We start from the raw sequence: 14,502 nt of genomic DNA on the forward strand, positions 1-14,502 counted from the left end.
CCTGTACTGGACTCAAATCTGGCGGGCATTATAGGGCGTCCGACCATGAATTGCCCGTCCCGCCCCCGCAGATCGCGCCAGCATTGGGAGCCGGCGCCAGGTTGCGCTACAATCCCGCGCCTCGATTCATCGTCCATCGTCTGCGAGGTTTCTCCCCCATGGTGCACAGCATGACCGCCTTCGCGCGTTGCGAACGAGCCGCGGCCCAAGGCACCCTGAGCTGGGAGCTGCGCTCGGTCAACCATCGCTATCTGGAACCGCATCTGCGCCTGCCCGAGGCCCTGCGCGACCTCGAAGGTTCGGTGCGCGAAGCTCTGCGCCAGGGCCTGTCGCGCGGCAAGGTCGAATGCACCCTGCGCTACACCGAGGACACCAGCGGCCAGCCCTTGCAGGTCGATCGCGAACGCGCCACGCAATTGATAGCCGCCGCCGAGACCGTTGCCGCCCTGATCAAGCAGCCTGCCGCGCTCAACCCGCTGGAAGTGCTGGCCTGGCCCGGCGTGCTGGTGGCCGACGCCAGCGATCCCCAGGCCCTGAGCACGGCGGCCAACGAGTTGTTCGCACAGGCATTGGCCGAGCTCAAGGCCGGCCGCGTACGCGAAGGCGCCGAACTGGCCCGGCTGATCAATGACCGGCTCGATGCCATGAGCAGCGAGGTCGCCACCTTGCGCAGCCTGGTGCCGCAGATGCTCAGCGCGCAACGGCAGAAGATCCTCGACCGCTGCGCCGACTTGCAGGCCGAGCTCGACCCGCAGCGACTGGAGCAGGAAATGGTCCTGCTGGCACAGAAAAGCGACGTGGCCGAAGAACTTGATCGCCTGACCACCCACGTCACCGAAGTGCGGCGCGTGCTCAAGGCCGGCGGCGCCGCCGGCCGACGCCTGGATTTCCTCATGCAGGAACTCAACCGCGAAGCCAACACCCTGGGCTCCAAAGCCTTCGACCCACGCAGTACGCAGGCTGCCGTCAACCTCAAGGTGTTGATCGAGCAGATGCGTGAACAAGTGCAGAACATTGAGTAAGGCCACCCTTTCATGACCCACAGCACCGGCACCCTTTACATCGTTTCGGCTCCCTCGGGCGCGGGCAAGACCAGCCTGGTCAAGGCCCTGATCGACGCCCAGCCATCCATTCGCGTCTCGGTCTCGCACACCACCCGCGCCATGCGTCCGGGCGAGGTCTGTGGCGTGAACTATCATTTCGTCGACCGCGAAACCTTCATCGACATGATCGGCCACGGCGACTTCCTGGAGCAGGCCGAAGTGTTCGGCAACCTCTATGGCACGTCCCAGAGCCACCTGCAGCAGACCCTCGACGAAGGTCACGACCTGATTCTGGAAATCGATTGGCAGGGTGCCGAGCAAGTGCGTCGGCTGATGCCCTCGGCACGCTCGATCTTCATCCTGCCGCCGTCGCAACTGGCGCTGCGCCAGCGTCTGACCAACCGCGGTACCGACAGCGACGAGATCATCGAGACGCGCATGCGCGAAGCGGTCAGCGAGATGAGCCACTATGTCGAATACGACTACCTGATCATCAACGACGACTTTGCCTCGGCCCTGGAAGACCTCAAAGCGGTGTTTCGCGCCAACCGCCTGCAGCAGCAGGCACAGCAGCAAAAGCACGGCGCTTTGCTGGCCGAACTGCTCGCCTGAAAACAAAGCTTCCCTAAACGCTGGTGATTTTTTAAACTATCGAGTCCGCTCGCCCATCCGGGCTGCGCGCATAATCGCATTTGCTACGAGGAAGACCATGGCCCGCGTAACCGTTGAAGACTGCCTAGAACACGTGGATAACCGTTTCGAGCTGGTCATGCTCTCCACCAAACGCGCTCGCCAGCTGGCGACCGGCGGCAAAGAGCCGAAAGTGGCGTGGGAAAATGACAAGCCTACCGTGGTAGCCCTGCGTGAAATCGCCGAAGGCCTGATCGACTATGCTGCTATCGCTGAAGCTGAAATCGTTGAAGACGAACCCCTCTTCGCAGCGTTCGAAGACGAGGCCAACGAGGCCGTCTAAGTCCATGCCTGGTCGACGCTGTACGGCGCGAGGTTCTATCCCACATCGGCAGGAGGTCTCCCCTTGCCGAGCATAGACGCCCTCGCCGATCGCTTGTCGACCTACCTCGGCAAAGAACAGGTCAACCTGGTCCGCCGAGCGTACTTCTACGCCGAACAAGCCCACGACGGCCAACGCCGTCGCAGCGGCGAAGCCTACGTCACGCACCCGCTGGCGGTGGCAGGCATTCTCGCCGACATGCACATGGACCATCAGAGCCTGATGGCGGCCATGCTGCACGACGTGATCGAAGACACCGGTATCGCCAAGGAAGCACTCAGTGCCCAGTTCGGCGAAACCGTGGCCGATCTGGTCGACGGGGTTAGCAAGCTGACCCAGATGAACTTCGAGACCAAGGCCGAGGCTCAGGCGGAAAACTTCCAGAAGATGGCCATGGCCATGGCCCGGGACATCCGCGTGATCCTGGTCAAGCTGGCCGACCGCCTGCACAACATGCGCACCCTCGAAGTGCTGTCCGGCGAGAAGCGTCGGCGCATCGCCAAGGAAACCCTGGAAATCTACGCACCCATCGCCAACCGGCTGGGCATGCACAACGTGCGCGTCGAATTCGAGGACCTGGGCTTCAAGGCCATGTACCCGATGCGCTCGGCGCGCATCTACCAGGCGGTCAAGCGCGCCCGCGGCAACCGCAAGGAGCTGGTCAACAAGATCGAAAATTCCCTGGCCCATTGCCTCTCGGTGGATGGCATCGAGGGCGATGTCAGCGGTCGCCAGAAACACATCTATGGCATCTACAAGAAGATGCGCGGCAAGCGCCGTGCCTTCAACGAGATCATGGACGTGTACGCCTTCCGCATCGTGGTCGACAAGGTCGACACCTGCTACCGCGTGCTGGGCGCCGTGCACAACCTGTACAAGCCCCTGCCAGGCCGCTTCAAGGACTACATCGCGATCCCCAAGGCCAACGGCTACCAGTCGCTGCACACCACCTTGTTCGGCATGCACGGCGTACCGATCGAAATCCAGATCCGCACCCGTGAAATGGAAGAGATGGCCAACAACGGCATCGCCGCCCACTGGCTGTACAAGTCCAGCGACGACGAACAACCCAAGGGCACCCACGCCCGTGCCCGTCAGTGGGTCAAGGGTGTGCTGGAAATGCAGCAACGTGCCGGCAACTCGCTGGAATTCATCGAGAGCGTGAAGATCGACCTGTTTCCGGACGAGGTCTACGTGTTCACGCCCAAGGGCCGCATCATGGAGCTGCCCAAGGGTTCCACGGCGGTGGACTTTGCCTATGCGGTGCATACCGACGTGGGCAACAGCTGCATCGCCTGCCGCATCAACCGACGCCTGGCGCCGCTGTCCGAGCCGCTGCAGAGCGGTTCGACGGTGGAAATCGTCAGTGCACCCGGCGCACGCCCCAACCCGGCCTGGCTCAACTTCGTGGTCACCGGCAAGGCCCGCACCCATATTCGCCATGCCCTGAAGCTGCAACGCCGCTCGGAATCGGTGAACCTGGGCGAACGTCTGCTGAACAAGGTGCTCAACGGTTTCGACAGTGCGCTGGACAAGATTCCTGCCGAGCGCGTTCAAGCCATGCTGGCCGAGTACCGCCTGGAGCTGATCGAAGACCTGCTCGAAGACATCGGCCTGGGCAACCGCATGGCCTATGTCGTGGCGCGACGCCTGCTGGCGACCGATGGCGGCGAGCAGTTGCCCAGCCCCGAAGGGCCGCTGGCCATTCGCGGTACCGAGGGCCTGGTGCTCAGCTATGCCAAATGCTGCACGCCCATCCCCGGCGATCCGATCGTGGGTCACCTGTCGGCGGGCAAGGGCATGGTGGTTCACCTGGAAAACTGCCGCAACATCAGCGAAATCCGCCACAACCCGGAAAAATGCATCCAATTGGGCTGGGCCAAGGACGTCACCGGCGAGTTCAATGTCGAGTTGCGCGTGGAACTCGAGCACCAGCGCGGCCTGATCGCGTTGCTGGCCAGCAGCGTCAACGCCGCCGACGGCAACATCGAGAAGATCAGCATGGACGAACGCGATGGCCGCATTAGCGTGGTCCAGCTGGTAGTCAGCGTGCACGATCGCGTCCACCTGGCCCGCGTCATCAAGAAACTGCGCGCCCTGGCTGGCGTCACCCGCCTCACGCGCGTGCGTGCCTGAGGCGCGGAACCTTCATTTCAAGGAGCTGTTCATGACCAAGACCGTAATCACCAGCGACAAGGCCCCGGCTGCCATCGGTACCTATTCCCAGGCCATCAAGGCTGGCAATACCGTCTACATGTCCGGCCAGATTCCACTGGACCCTGCCACCATGGAGCTGGTCGAAGGCTTCGAGGCTCAGACCGTGCAGGTGTTCGAGAACCTCAAGTCAGTGGCAGAGGCTGCTGGCGGTTCGTTCAAGGACATCGTCAAGCTCAACATCTTCCTGACCGATCTGAGCCATTTCGCCACCGTCAACGAAGTGATGGGCCGCTACTTCCAGCAGCCTTACCCTGCCCGCGCCGCCATTGGCGTTGCTGCCCTGCCCAAGGGCGCGCAGGTTGAAATGGACGCTATCCTGGTCATCGAATAAGCCGCCCCGCGCGCTGCGGCAATCGTCTGCAGCGCCATTCGCCAGCAAGGACTTCCTTCATGCGTCACGCGCTCGCCCTATCTCTGGCCGCCCTGCTTCTGGGCGGCTGCGCCAGCCACGAAAACGTCGACCCCAACGGCGTCTGGATCAATCAGAAAGCCATCGATGCCGCCGCCAAGGGCGCAAGCCTGCGCCAGGCGCTGTTGGCCAACGGCCCGACACTGGAATGGTCGATCGACACCGTGGCCGGTCAGGCTCGTTTCAGCAATGGCTTCGAAGAGGGCGAAGGCAAGCTGGTGCCCCAGGCCGATGGCCAATTCAAGGTGGACTTCTACGGCAACGGTGAAGACACCCTGAAAATCGACGGCGCTACCCTGCAACAAGCAGCAAGCGATAACACCCCGGTGCAAACGTTCAGCAAGTCGGCCGCCCCGGCGCGTGCGGACACGCCAGTGGGCGCGACCTTCGAGCAGGCGCTGTACACCGCCTACATGGGCGGCGACTGGAAAGTCGTCGAGGGCCCAGGCCAGGGCGGCGTGGCTCATTTCCTGCCCGACGGACGCATCGATGGCCTGGCGGGCCTGGATCGCTACGCATTATGCCTGGCGGGTGACTGCGCGGCCATGAGCGGCGAGTTCGACAGCATGTGGCTGGAACAGCAACAGCGCGGCAATGCCTTTATTTTCCGTCGCAACGGCAATCAGCTGGAAATCCTGCAGGCGCTCAACCAGGCCCAGGACGATGAAATGCCCAACCTGGTGCCCGGCACCCGGCGCTGGTTGCTCAGCAAGTAGCACCGGGACGAGGCGAGGTTACCGGCTCAGCAAGGCCGCATACCCTTCCCGATAGGTGGGGTACTGCGGCGTCCAGCCCAAGGCGCGTGCACGCGCATTGCTGCAGCGCTTGGAACCAGTGCGGCGGATGCTCTGGGTCTGCGAGCGCTGGGTGACGCCCAGGTACGTGCGCAGCCAATCCACTACCTCGTGCAATGGGGCCGGGGCATCGTCGACGCCTATGTAGCAGTCATCCAGCCCGACGCCACGAGCATCCGCTTCGATCAGAAACGCCAAAAGCCCTGCGGCATCGTCGGCATGAATGCGGTTGCCGTACAGCGGCGGCTGCGACGCGACCTGATAACCCTCGCGTACCTGCCCGGCCAGACGCTCGCGACCGGGCCCATAGATGCCGGTCAGGCGCACGACGGTCGCCGGTTCAGGCGCGCTCAACGCCAGTTGCTCGGCTTCGAGCATCAGGCGCCCGGAAAACCCGCTGGGCGTTACCGGCGAGGTCTCATCGACCCAATCCCCTTCAGTCTGTCCATACACGCTACTGCTGGACACGAAGAACAGACGCCTGGGCGTCTGCCGGTGCTCTGCCAGCCAGCTCAGTACATGGCGCAAGCCGTCGACATAGGCGGCTTGATAGCCCGGCTCGTCGTGTTGCGTGGCGGCCACGCAATACAGCAGGTAATCCAGGGGCTCGCGTGGCCAGGCCTCGGGGCACTGCGCCTGGTGCAGGTCGGCAGCGACGCCGAGTACACCGTCAGGCAACTGCTCGATGTGCCGACGCAGACCGTGCACGCGCCAGTTCGACGCCAGCAGGCGGCGGGCGACGCGGCTGCCGATATCGCCGCAACCGGCGATCAATACAGTGGGTGAAGTCATGCGCAAGGCTCCTGAAAGTCAGGCACCGAGCCTACCCTTAGCCGAGGTTTTGCGGCCAGCGGTATTAAATAAGTTACATTATTACTTTTGCTAACAAGAATTACTTGCAATAATACCGCCCCAATCTGTTCTCGGTCTTTCGCGAGGCCTTGAAGAACGTGCACCCTTTTCTTTCTCTTCTCAGGTCCGGCCAGCATGATTCGCAAACACCCTTCCGCTTCGCCAAGCCAGCCACGCGCGTGGAGTGCCATTGCAGCGTTGCTGCTGGGCCTGGCCATCGCTCCGTTGACATTCGCCGACGCCACTGCGCCGAGCAATGCACCTGCCAGTACCGCGACTGCAGCGCCCGCGCAAGCCGCACCGGCATCCCAGCCCGCCGCCACACCTGCACCGAGCGCCGAGCAACCCGCGCCGGCAGAGCAGGCGCTGGTCGAAGACACCACCCTGGGCATGGGTCACGACCTGTCGCCGTGGGGCATGTACCAGAACGCGGACATCGTGGTGAAGGCCGTGATGATCGGTCTGGCCATTGCCTCGATCATCACCTGGACCATCTGGATCGCCAAGGGCTTCGAGCTGCTGGGCGCCAAGCGTCGCCTCAAGGGTGAAATCGCCGCGCTGAAGAAAGCCGCCACCCTCAAGCAGGCGAGCGAAACCGCTTCGCGCAAAGGCACCCTGGCCAACCTGCTGGTCCACGATGCCCTCGAAGAGATGCACCTGTCGGCCAACGCGCGCGAACGTGAAGGCATCAAGGAGCGGGTCAGCTTCCGTCTCGAGCGTCTGGTCGCCGCCTGCGGTCGCAACATGAGCATGGGCACCGGCGTGCTGGCCACCATCGGTTCCACGGCGCCCTTCGTCGGCCTGTTCGGCACCGTGTGGGGCATCATGAACAGCTTCATCGGCATCGCCAAGACCCAGACCACCAACCTCGCCGTGGTCGCACCCGGTATTGCCGAAGCCCTGCTCGCCACCGCACTGGGCCTGGTCGCGGCCATCCCGGCAGTGGTCATCTACAACGTCTTCGCCCGCTCCATCGCCGGCTACAAGGCGCAGGTCTCGGACGCTTCGGCACAGGTGCTGCTGCTGGTCAGCCGTGACCTCGATCACCAGCCAGGCGAGCGCGCAGCTCAGCCGCAGATGGTCAAGGTGGGCTGACCTATGGGCCTGCACCTGAACGAAGGCGGCGACGACCTCGCCGAGAACCATGAAATCAACGTGACGCCCTTCATCGACGTCATGCTGGTGCTGCTGATCATCTTCATGGTCGCAGCCCCCCTGGCGACGGTGGACATCAAGGTCGACTTGCCCGCTTCGACCGCCAAGCCGGCGCCGCGGCCTGAAAAGCCGGTGTTCCTCAGCGTCAAGGCCGACCAGAACCTGTACGTGGGTGACGACAAGGTCGAGCGCACGCAGCTGGGCCAGATCCTCGATGCCAAGACTCGCGGCAACAAGGACACGACCATCTTCTTCCAGGCCGACAAGGGCGTGGATTACGGCGACCTGATGGAAGTGATGAACACCCTGCGCGGCGCGGGCTACCTGAAGGTAGGCCTGGTCGGCCTCGAGACGGCAGCCAAGCAATGATCACGACGCGCCAGAAAACGACGCGTTATGTTGCCAGCCTGGCGGTCGTCCTCGGCGTGCACGCGGCGGCCATCGTGGTTGCCCTGAACTGGCCCGCGCCGCAGCCCATCGAGCTGCCACCGCAGGCCATGATGGTGGAGATGGCGCCGCTGCCCGAACCTGCGCCCCCCCCGCCGCCGCAGGTCGTCACGCCGCCGCCACCGCCCGAGCCGGTGGTCGAGGATCCATTGCCCAAGCTGGCGGAAGCGCCCAAGCCGACGATCTCGGTGCCCAAGCCAACGCCGCCCAAGCCCAAGCCCAAACCGCAGCCGCCCAAGGTCGAGAAGAAGCCCGAGCCGCCCAAGGAGCAACCACCGGCCGAGCAGACCGTGGACAGCCGTCCGGCGCCGCCACAACCGGCCAAGCCGGCAGCGCCCGCCCCCAGTGTGCCGTCCAACAGCAACGCACTGCCCAGCTGGCAGGGCGATCTGCTGCGCCACTTGGCCAAGTACAAGAAGTACCCTGAAGATGCGCGCCGTCGTGGCATGACCGGGGTCAACCGCTTGCGCTTCGTGGTCGACGCCGAAGGCCGGGTACTGTCGTACTCCCTGGCTGGAGGTTCAGGCAGCGCGGCACTGGACCGCGCGACCATGGAGATGATCCGTCGAGCGCAACCGTTGCCCAAGCCACCGGCCGAGATTCTGGTCAATGGCAGCCTGGAAGTGGTCGCGCCCTTCGTTTACTCGCTGGACAAACGCTGATTCGCATAATTTGATGCGTTTCAGCGCCGTTGATAACGTGCGTCTATCGGTTGCAGCCGCTATGCTGGGCTCGCAACTTCATGGACGCACGTTATGACCCTCACAGAATTGCGCTACATCGTTACCCTGGCTCAGGAGCAACACTTCGGCCACGCGGCTGAGCGCTGCCATGTCAGCCAGCCCACTCTCTCGGTCGGCGTCAAGAAGCTCGAGGACGAGCTCGGCGTGCTGATCTTCGAGCGCAGCAAGAGCGCCGTGCGCCTGACCCCGGTCGGCGAAGGCATCGTGGCTCAGGCACAGAAGGTGCTCGAACAGGCCCAGGGTATCCGCGAACTGGCTCAGGCCGGCAAGAACCAGCTCACCGCCCCGCTCAAGGTCGGCGCCATCTATACCGTCGGCCCGTACCTGTTCCCACACCTCATCCCGCAACTGCACCGCGTGGCGCCGCAGATGCCGCTGTACATCGAGGAAAACTTCACTCACATCCTGCGCGACAAGCTGCGCAATGGTGAGCTGGACGCGGTGATCATCGCCCTGCCGTTCAACGAAGCCGATGTACTGACCCTGCCGCTCTATGACGAGCCGTTCTACGTGCTGATGCCGGCGGACCACCCCTGGACGCGCAAGGAAACCATCGATTCGGGCCTGCTCAACGACAAGAGCCTGCTGCTGCTGGGTGAAGGTCACTGTTTCCGTGATCAGGTTCTGGAAGCCTGCCCGACCCTGACCAAGGGCTCGGAAGGCGCCAAGCACACCACCGTCGAGTCCAGCTCGCTGGAAACCATTCGGCACATGGTTGCGTCCGGCCTGGGTGTTTCGATCCTGCCGTTGTCGGCCGTCGACAGCCATCACTACGCGCCTGGCGTCATCGAAGTCCGGCCACTGACCCCACCGACCCCGTTCCGCACCGTAGCGATCGCCTGGCGCGCCAGCTTTCCCCGGCCCAAGGCCATCGAGATCCTCGCCGATTCGATCCGTCTGTGTTCGGTGGCCAAGCCGGTGGGCCGCGACGCGCCATGACCGAGCTGGCTCAGGTATCGGTCACTGCGCTCAAGGGCGTGGGCGAGGCGATGGCGGAAAAACTCGCCAAGGTGGGTCTCGAAAACCTCCAGGATGTGTTGTTCCACTTGCCCCTGCGCTATCAGGACCGCACCCGGGTAGTCCCGATCGGGGCGTTGCGCCCTGGCCAGGATGCGGTCATCGAGGGGGTGGTCAGCGGTGCCGACGTCTCAATGGGCAAGCGCCGCAGCCTGTTGGTGCGCCTGGGCGATGGCAGTGGCTCGCTGAGCCTGCGTTTCTATCATTTCAGCAATGCCCAGAAGGAAGCGCTCAAGCGCGGCACGCCTGTGCGCTGCTATGGCGAAGCACGGCCGGGCGCCTCGGGACTTGAGATCTACCACCCCGAATACCGCGTCCTGACCGGGGAGCAAGACATCCCGGTCGAGCAGAACCTGACGCCGATCTACCCGACCACCGAAGGCCTGACCCAACAGCGTTTGCGTCAGTTGTCGCAGCAGGCCCTCGACCTGCTGGGGCCGCGCAGCCTGCCCGACTGGTTGCCGCTGGAGCTGGCGCGCGAGCACCAACTGGCCCCTCTGGATGAAGCGATCCGCTACCTGCACCGCCCGCCGCCGGACGCCGACCTCGAAGAGCTTGCGGTGGGTCATCACTGGGCTCAGCACCGCCTGGCTTTCGAAGAGCTGCTGACCCATCAGCTGTCCCAGCAGCGCCTGCGTGAAAGCCTGCGCGCCCAACGCGCGCCTGCCCTGCCGCTGGCCCGGGACCTGCCGGTGCGCTACCTGGACAACCTGGGGTTTGCGCCTACCGGTGCACAACGTCGGGTGGGTGCGGAAATCGCCTACGACCTGAGCCAGCCCGAGCCGATGCTACGTCTGGTGCAGGGCGACGTCGGTGCCGGCAAGACCGTGGTGGCGGCCCTGGCCGCCTTGCAGGCACTGGAGGCGGGTTATCAGGTGGCGCTGATGGCGCCGACCGAGATTCTCGCCGAGCAGCACTTCATCACCTTCCAGCGCTGGCTCGAACCGCTGGGCATCGAAGTGGCCTGGCTGGCCGGCAAGCTCAAGGGCAAGGCACGGGTCGGCGCACTCGAGCGTATCGCCGGTGGCGCGCCGATGGTGGTGGGTACCCACGCCCTGTTTCAGGCCGAGGTGCAGTTCGCCCGCTTGGCTCTGGTGATCATCGATGAGCAACACCGCTTCGGCGTACAGCAACGCCTGGCGTTGCGGCAGAAAGGCGTGGGCGGAACGATGTGCCCGCACCAGTTGATCATGACCGCTACGCCGATCCCGCGGACGTTGGCGATGAGTGCCTACGCCGACCTCGACACATCCGTACTCGACGAGCTGCCGCCCGGACGTACGCCGGTCAACACCGTGCTGGTGGCCGACAGCCGTCGCCCCGAGGTGGTGGAGCGGGTACGCGCCGCCTGCGCCGAAGGCCGCCAGGCCTATTGGGTCTGCACCCTGATCGAGGAGTCCGAAGAGCTCACCTGCCAGGCCGCGCAAAGTACTTTCGAAGAGCTTACCCTGGCCTTGGGTGAGCTGCGGGTCGGGTTGATTCACGGGCGCATGAAGCCTGCCGAAAAGGCCGAGGTCATGGCCTGGTTCAAGGCCGGCGATCTGCAACTGCTGGTGGCCACCACCGTGATCGAAGTCGGGGTGGATGTGCCCAATTCCAGCCTGATGATCATCGAGAACCCGGAACGCCTGGGGCTCGCCCAGCTCCATCAGCTGCGCGGACGCGTCGGTCGTGGCAGCGCCGCCAGCCACTGCGTATTGCTCTACCACCCGCCCTTGTCGCAGATCGGTCGGGAACGGCTGGGTATCATGCGCGAAACCAACGACGGCTTCGTGATTGCCGAAAAGGACCTGCAGCTGCGCGGTCCCGGCGAGATGCTGGGCACCCGGCAAACGGGCCTGCTGCAGTTCAAGGTCGCCGACCTGATGCGCGACGCCGACTTGCTGCCGGCAGTGCGCGAAGCGGCCCAGGTGCTCATCGAACGCTGGCCCGGCCATGTCACGCCGCTGCTCGAGCGCTGGCTGCGGCATGGGCAGCAATACGGTCAAGTCTGAAGCGCTCCAGAAACTTGTGTGATACAGGTCTCGGTTTCCCGGGCAAGCTGAGTATACTGAGGCGAATGTAGGACAATGGATGCAGACCATGAATGAACTTGCGCTGGAAGCCGTCACTTCGCCCGTCCCCTCCGTGATCCAGAAGATGCTCAACGATTCGGGCATCGCCTGGACGGCGGTGGATGCACGACAGGTGACCGCCGCCGATGCCGGCCGCACGATCCAGGCGGTTCTGCTGGCCGATGAGGTCGGGGCACTCATGGTGTTGTTTCCCCAGAGTCAGCTGCTGGACCTGAATCGCTTGACCGAGCTGACCGGGCGCAAGCTCACGGCCGTGTCCGAGGAGCGCCTGACCGCTATGCTGGGCAAGCACCAGCTGGCCTTGCTGCCGGGCCTGCCGATCCTGACCAGTTCGCCGTGCCTGTACGACGAGCGCTTGATGCTCGAACCCACGTTGCTGGTCAGCTCCGGCGAACCCGGCGGGTGGCTCGAACTGAGCGGCGATGATTTCCGCAAGATGCTGACCAAAGCCAGTTCCGGCTCTTTTGGCCAACCCTTGGCCAATGTCCGCCCCAACCTGGATCGTCCCGATGACGACGGCAAGGAAATCACCCGCGCGGTGCAGAATTTCACCGCACGGCGTATCCAACAGCGTCTGGAATCGACCATCGAGATTCCTCCCCTGGCAACCACGGCACAGAAGATCATCAAGCTGCGGGTTGACCCCAATGCCACCATCGACGACATCACCGGTGTGGTTGAAACCGATCCAGCGCTGGCCGCGCAGGTGGTCAGCTGGGCCGCGTCACCTTATTACGCCTCACCGGGCAAGATTCGTTCGGTGGAGGACGCCATCGTTCGCGTGCTGGGTTTCGATCTGGTAATCAATCTGGCGCTGGGTCTGGCCTTGGGCAAGACCTTGAACATGCCCAAGGATCATCCGCGTCAGGCCACGCCACACTGGCATCAGTCCATTTATGTGGCTGCAGTGATCGAAGGCCTGACCCGTGCCATGCCTCGGGCCAGCCGCCCGGAAGCAGGCCTCACCTACCTGGCCGGCTTGCTGCACAACTTCGGCTATCTGCTACTCGCTCACCTGTTTCCGCCGCACTTCCAGCTGATCTGTCGTCATCTCGAAGTCAATCCGCACCTGCAGCATGATTTCATCGAGCAGCATCTGCTGGGCGTGACGCGAGAGCAGATGGGCGCCTGGCTGATGCGCTACTGGGAAATGCCGGAAGAACTGAGCACCGCGCTACGGTTCCAGCACGACCCCAGCTACACCGGCGAGCACGCCGCCTACGCCAATCTGGTGTGCCTGGCCATTCGCCTGTTGCGCAGCCGCGGCATCGGCAGCGGGGATCAGTACATTCCGGATGCCTTGTTCGAGCGCCTGGAACTGAGCCGAGACAAGGCCGAAGCGGTAGTCAGTAAAGTGCTGGAAGCCGAGGCACTGCTGCGCGAGCTGGCCCACCAGTTCGACTGACAGGTGCGCGGTGACCTCAGCGCTTTCTGGGCTTGAGGTATTTCATCGCGCCCTGGAACCACACGACCAGCGCCGGATTGCCCTTGATCTGGATGTGCTTGTCCTGAATGCCCTGCATGAACGCCAGTTGCTTGTTGCTGGCCTGCAGAGTGTCGTAGCCGTACTTGGCGTCTTTGAAGGCAATCGCGAAGGCCGGCTGTTCCACGCTGCCGCTGCGGCTGCTCACCCGTTGATCGCGGACGATGAAGTGCCGCGCGATCTTGCCGTCCAGTGTCTGTAACTGAAACACCAGGTCCTTGTCCTTGAGCTGCTGGGCGAAGGCTGGGTTGTTGCGGCTGGCGCGGGCCATCATCAGGCCCATGGCCCAAAGCAGGAAGCGGAATTTCATGGCGAAGTCTCGGCGCGGGGAAGTGGCGGCGAGTGTACCGGCAATGGCTCGGTCAAGGCAGTCCGGCTAAGGCGGGGCAGGCTATCTGGCCGTTATGGCGGCAGGTATGTCGCAGGCACCCGGCGGACCGGGTGCCATGGCGGGCGGCGCTCAGCAGCGCGGTGCCAGGTGGATCAGTTCACACTGTCCTTGAGAAACTTCCCAGGCTTGAAGGCGACGGTATTGCTGGCCTTGATCTTCACCGGCTCGCCGGTCTGCGGATTCTTGCCGGTGCGGGCGCCGCGGTGGCGTTGGATGAAGGTGCCGAAGCCCACCAGAGTGACACTGTCCTTGCGGTGCAGTGCGCCGGTGATTTCTTCGAGTACGGCATTCAAGACGCGGTTGGCCTGTTCCTTGGTCAAGTCCGCTTTTTCAGCAATGGCATCTACGAGCTCTGGTTTACGCATGGTGAAGCCTCTTATGGCGGTTTTTTTTTTTTTTGGCGACTGCCTGGTGGGCGGCAACGCCCAACTCGCCGCAGGCTCTACGCTGCGGCAGACGGAGTGAGAATGGCACGCTGCACGAGGGCGCGCCAGTGTCTGCCACGGGTTTGTTACGGCAAAGTGCGGGTTATTCCGACAGAACGGCGCCTATCGGCAATGCGGCACCCGAATGCGGGTCACCATCAACCGATTTCGATCATTTCGAAATCCATTTTGCCCACGCCGCAGTCGGGGCACAGCCAGTCTTCGGGCACGTCTTGCCAAAGGGTACCGGCAGCGATGCCATCCTCGGGCCAGCCGTCGGCTTCGTTATAGATCAAGCCACAGACGATACATTGCCACTTCTTCATCATGTTCCCTCGGTATTCAGGCGATCTGGCGGGCGCTCGATGGTAAGACGTTGTCGCCCGGCTCTCGCGGTTTGTACTGATCAACGTCGCGCGATGCAAGCTTCATCAGGCTG

16 protein-coding genes are annotated in these 14,502 nt (G+C 63.6%); 12 read left to right on the forward strand and 4 right to left on the reverse strand.

Annotation, left to right across the window (positions count from 1 at the left end):
- Positions 1 to 158: 158 nt before the first annotated feature.
- The 6 genes from AC788_RS09265 (at position 159) to AC788_RS09290 (ending at position 5,397) form a co-directional block, all read left to right on the forward strand.
- The gene (locus AC788_RS09265) at positions 159 to 1,022 is read left to right on the forward strand and encodes a YicC/YloC family endoribonuclease (protein ID WP_049860368.1); all 864 of its coding nucleotides are present in this window, start codon (positions 159 to 161) and stop codon (positions 1,020 to 1,022) included.
- Positions 1,023 to 1,034: 12 nt separating this feature from the next.
- Positions 1,035 to 1,655: a guanylate kinase gene (gene gmk, locus AC788_RS09270; protein WP_049860369.1), complete on the forward strand. Its 621-nt coding sequence runs from the start codon at positions 1,035 to 1,037 to the stop codon at positions 1,653 to 1,655.
- A gap of 97 nt (positions 1,656 to 1,752) precedes the next feature.
- A complete protein-coding gene (gene rpoZ / locus AC788_RS09275; protein ID WP_043192179.1) occupies positions 1,753 to 2,016 on the forward strand; it encodes a DNA-directed RNA polymerase subunit omega in 264 nt (87 codons plus the stop codon).
- 63 nt (positions 2,017 to 2,079) lie between these two features.
- Complete coding sequence (gene spoT / locus AC788_RS09280; protein WP_049860370.1) at positions 2,080 to 4,191, forward strand: bifunctional GTP diphosphokinase/guanosine-3',5'-bis pyrophosphate 3'-pyrophosphohydrolase; 2,112 nt, start codon at positions 2,080 to 2,082, stop codon at positions 4,189 to 4,191.
- Positions 4,192 to 4,222: 31 nt separating this feature from the next.
- Positions 4,223 to 4,603 (forward strand): RidA family protein, encoded by a 381-nt coding sequence (locus tag AC788_RS09285; RefSeq protein WP_049860371.1) that lies wholly within the window; start codon positions 4,223 to 4,225, stop codon positions 4,601 to 4,603.
- A 59-nt stretch (positions 4,604 to 4,662) separates the two neighbouring features.
- Positions 4,663 to 5,397, forward strand: a complete 735-nt coding sequence (locus AC788_RS09290; protein ID WP_049860372.1) for a hypothetical protein — start codon at positions 4,663 to 4,665, stop codon at positions 5,395 to 5,397.
- 18 nt (positions 5,398 to 5,415) lie between these two features.
- Here AC788_RS09290 and AC788_RS09295 read toward each other — a convergent pair whose 3' ends face one another.
- Positions 5,416 to 6,267, reverse strand: a complete 852-nt coding sequence (locus AC788_RS09295; protein ID WP_049860373.1) for an SDR family oxidoreductase — start codon at positions 6,265 to 6,267, stop codon at positions 5,416 to 5,418.
- 195 nt (positions 6,268 to 6,462) lie between these two features.
- Between AC788_RS09295 and exbB the strand changes: the two genes are divergently transcribed.
- The 6 genes from exbB (at position 6,463) to AC788_RS09325 (ending at position 13,169) form a co-directional block, all read left to right on the forward strand.
- Positions 6,463 to 7,422 carry a tonB-system energizer ExbB gene (exbB, locus tag AC788_RS09300; protein WP_049860374.1) on the forward strand — a complete coding sequence of 320 codons (960 nt, stop codon included), beginning with the start codon at positions 6,463 to 6,465 and terminating at the stop codon, positions 7,420 to 7,422.
- A gap of 3 nt (positions 7,423 to 7,425) precedes the next feature.
- A complete protein-coding gene (gene exbD, locus AC788_RS09305) occupies positions 7,426 to 7,851 on the forward strand; it encodes a TonB system transport protein ExbD (RefSeq protein ID WP_049860375.1) in 426 nt (141 codons plus the stop codon).
- Positions 7,848 to 8,591, forward strand: coding sequence for an energy transducer TonB (locus tag AC788_RS09310; protein ID WP_049860376.1), 744 nt, complete (start codon positions 7,848 to 7,850; stop codon positions 8,589 to 8,591). The genes exbD and AC788_RS09310 overlap by 4 nt, the downstream gene beginning before the upstream one ends.
- A gap of 93 nt (positions 8,592 to 8,684) precedes the next feature.
- Positions 8,685 to 9,611, forward strand: coding sequence for a hydrogen peroxide-inducible genes activator (locus AC788_RS09315; RefSeq protein ID WP_049860377.1), 927 nt, complete (start codon positions 8,685 to 8,687; stop codon positions 9,609 to 9,611).
- The gene (gene recG, locus AC788_RS09320; protein ID WP_049860546.1) at positions 9,608 to 11,683 is read left to right on the forward strand and encodes an ATP-dependent DNA helicase RecG; all 2,076 of its coding nucleotides are present in this window, start codon (positions 9,608 to 9,610) and stop codon (positions 11,681 to 11,683) included. The genes AC788_RS09315 and recG overlap by 4 nt, the downstream gene beginning before the upstream one ends.
- Positions 11,684 to 11,771: 88 nt before the next feature.
- Positions 11,772 to 13,169, forward strand: a complete 1,398-nt coding sequence (locus AC788_RS09325; RefSeq protein WP_049860378.1) for an aminoacyl-tRNA deacylase and HDOD domain-containing protein — start codon at positions 11,772 to 11,774, stop codon at positions 13,167 to 13,169.
- A 16-nt stretch (positions 13,170 to 13,185) separates the two neighbouring features.
- Here the strand turns inward: AC788_RS09325 and AC788_RS09330 are convergent, their stop codons facing one another.
- The 3 genes from AC788_RS09330 to AC788_RS09340 all read right to left on the reverse strand — a co-directional run bounded on the left by AC788_RS09330 (position 13,186) and on the right by AC788_RS09340 (position 14,389).
- Positions 13,186 to 13,557, reverse strand: coding sequence for a hypothetical protein (locus tag AC788_RS09330; protein WP_049860379.1), 372 nt, complete (start codon positions 13,555 to 13,557; stop codon positions 13,186 to 13,188).
- A gap of 173 nt (positions 13,558 to 13,730) precedes the next feature.
- On the reverse strand, positions 13,731 to 14,003 hold the full coding sequence (locus AC788_RS09335; RefSeq protein ID WP_049860380.1) for an HU family DNA-binding protein: 273 nt from the start codon (positions 14,001 to 14,003) through the stop codon (positions 13,731 to 13,733).
- 218 nt (positions 14,004 to 14,221) lie between these two features.
- Entirely contained in the window at positions 14,222 to 14,389 is a 168-nt protein-coding gene (locus AC788_RS09340; protein ID WP_049860547.1) for a rubredoxin, read from the reverse strand.
- Positions 14,390 to 14,502 lie beyond the last annotated feature (113 nt).

This window comes from Pseudomonas sp. RIT-PI-a, from assembly GCF_001187875.1.
In the GTDB taxonomy this organism is placed as follows: Bacteria; Pseudomonadota; Gammaproteobacteria; order Pseudomonadales; family Pseudomonadaceae; genus Aquipseudomonas; species Aquipseudomonas coleopterorum.

Bases quoted from the DNA above. Each gene is read 5' to 3' on its own strand.
- AC788_RS09265 (WP_049860368.1), top strand. From the start codon at position 159: ATGGTGCACAGCATGACCGCCTTCGCGCGTTGCGAACGAGCCGCGGCC.
- gmk (WP_049860369.1), top strand. From the start codon at position 1,035: ATGACCCACAGCACCGGCACCCTTTACATCGTTTCGGCTCCCTCGGGC.
- rpoZ (WP_043192179.1), top strand. From the start codon at position 1,753: ATGGCCCGCGTAACCGTTGAAGACTGCCTAGAACACGTGGATAACCGT.
- AC788_RS09285 (WP_049860371.1), top strand. From the start codon at position 4,223: ATGACCAAGACCGTAATCACCAGCGACAAGGCCCCGGCTGCCATCGGT.
- AC788_RS09290 (WP_049860372.1), top strand. From the start codon at position 4,663: ATGCGTCACGCGCTCGCCCTATCTCTGGCCGCCCTGCTTCTGGGCGGC.
- AC788_RS09295 (WP_049860373.1), bottom strand. From the start codon at position 6,267: ATGACTTCACCCACTGTATTGATCGCCGGTTGCGGCGATATCGGCAGC.
- exbB (WP_049860374.1), top strand. From the start codon at position 6,463: ATGATTCGCAAACACCCTTCCGCTTCGCCAAGCCAGCCACGCGCGTGG.
- exbD (WP_049860375.1), top strand. From the start codon at position 7,426: ATGGGCCTGCACCTGAACGAAGGCGGCGACGACCTCGCCGAGAACCAT.
- AC788_RS09310 (WP_049860376.1), top strand. From the start codon at position 7,848: ATGATCACGACGCGCCAGAAAACGACGCGTTATGTTGCCAGCCTGGCG.
- AC788_RS09315 (WP_049860377.1), top strand. From the start codon at position 8,685: ATGACCCTCACAGAATTGCGCTACATCGTTACCCTGGCTCAGGAGCAA.
- recG (WP_049860546.1), top strand. From the start codon at position 9,608: ATGACCGAGCTGGCTCAGGTATCGGTCACTGCGCTCAAGGGCGTGGGC.
- AC788_RS09325 (WP_049860378.1), top strand. From the start codon at position 11,772: ATGAATGAACTTGCGCTGGAAGCCGTCACTTCGCCCGTCCCCTCCGTG.
- AC788_RS09330 (WP_049860379.1), bottom strand. From the start codon at position 13,557: ATGAAATTCCGCTTCCTGCTTTGGGCCATGGGCCTGATGATGGCCCGC.
- AC788_RS09335 (WP_049860380.1), bottom strand. From the start codon at position 14,003: ATGCGTAAACCAGAGCTCGTAGATGCCATTGCTGAAAAAGCGGACTTG.
- AC788_RS09340 (WP_049860547.1), bottom strand. From the start codon at position 14,389: ATGAAGAAGTGGCAATGTATCGTCTGTGGCTTGATCTATAACGAAGCC.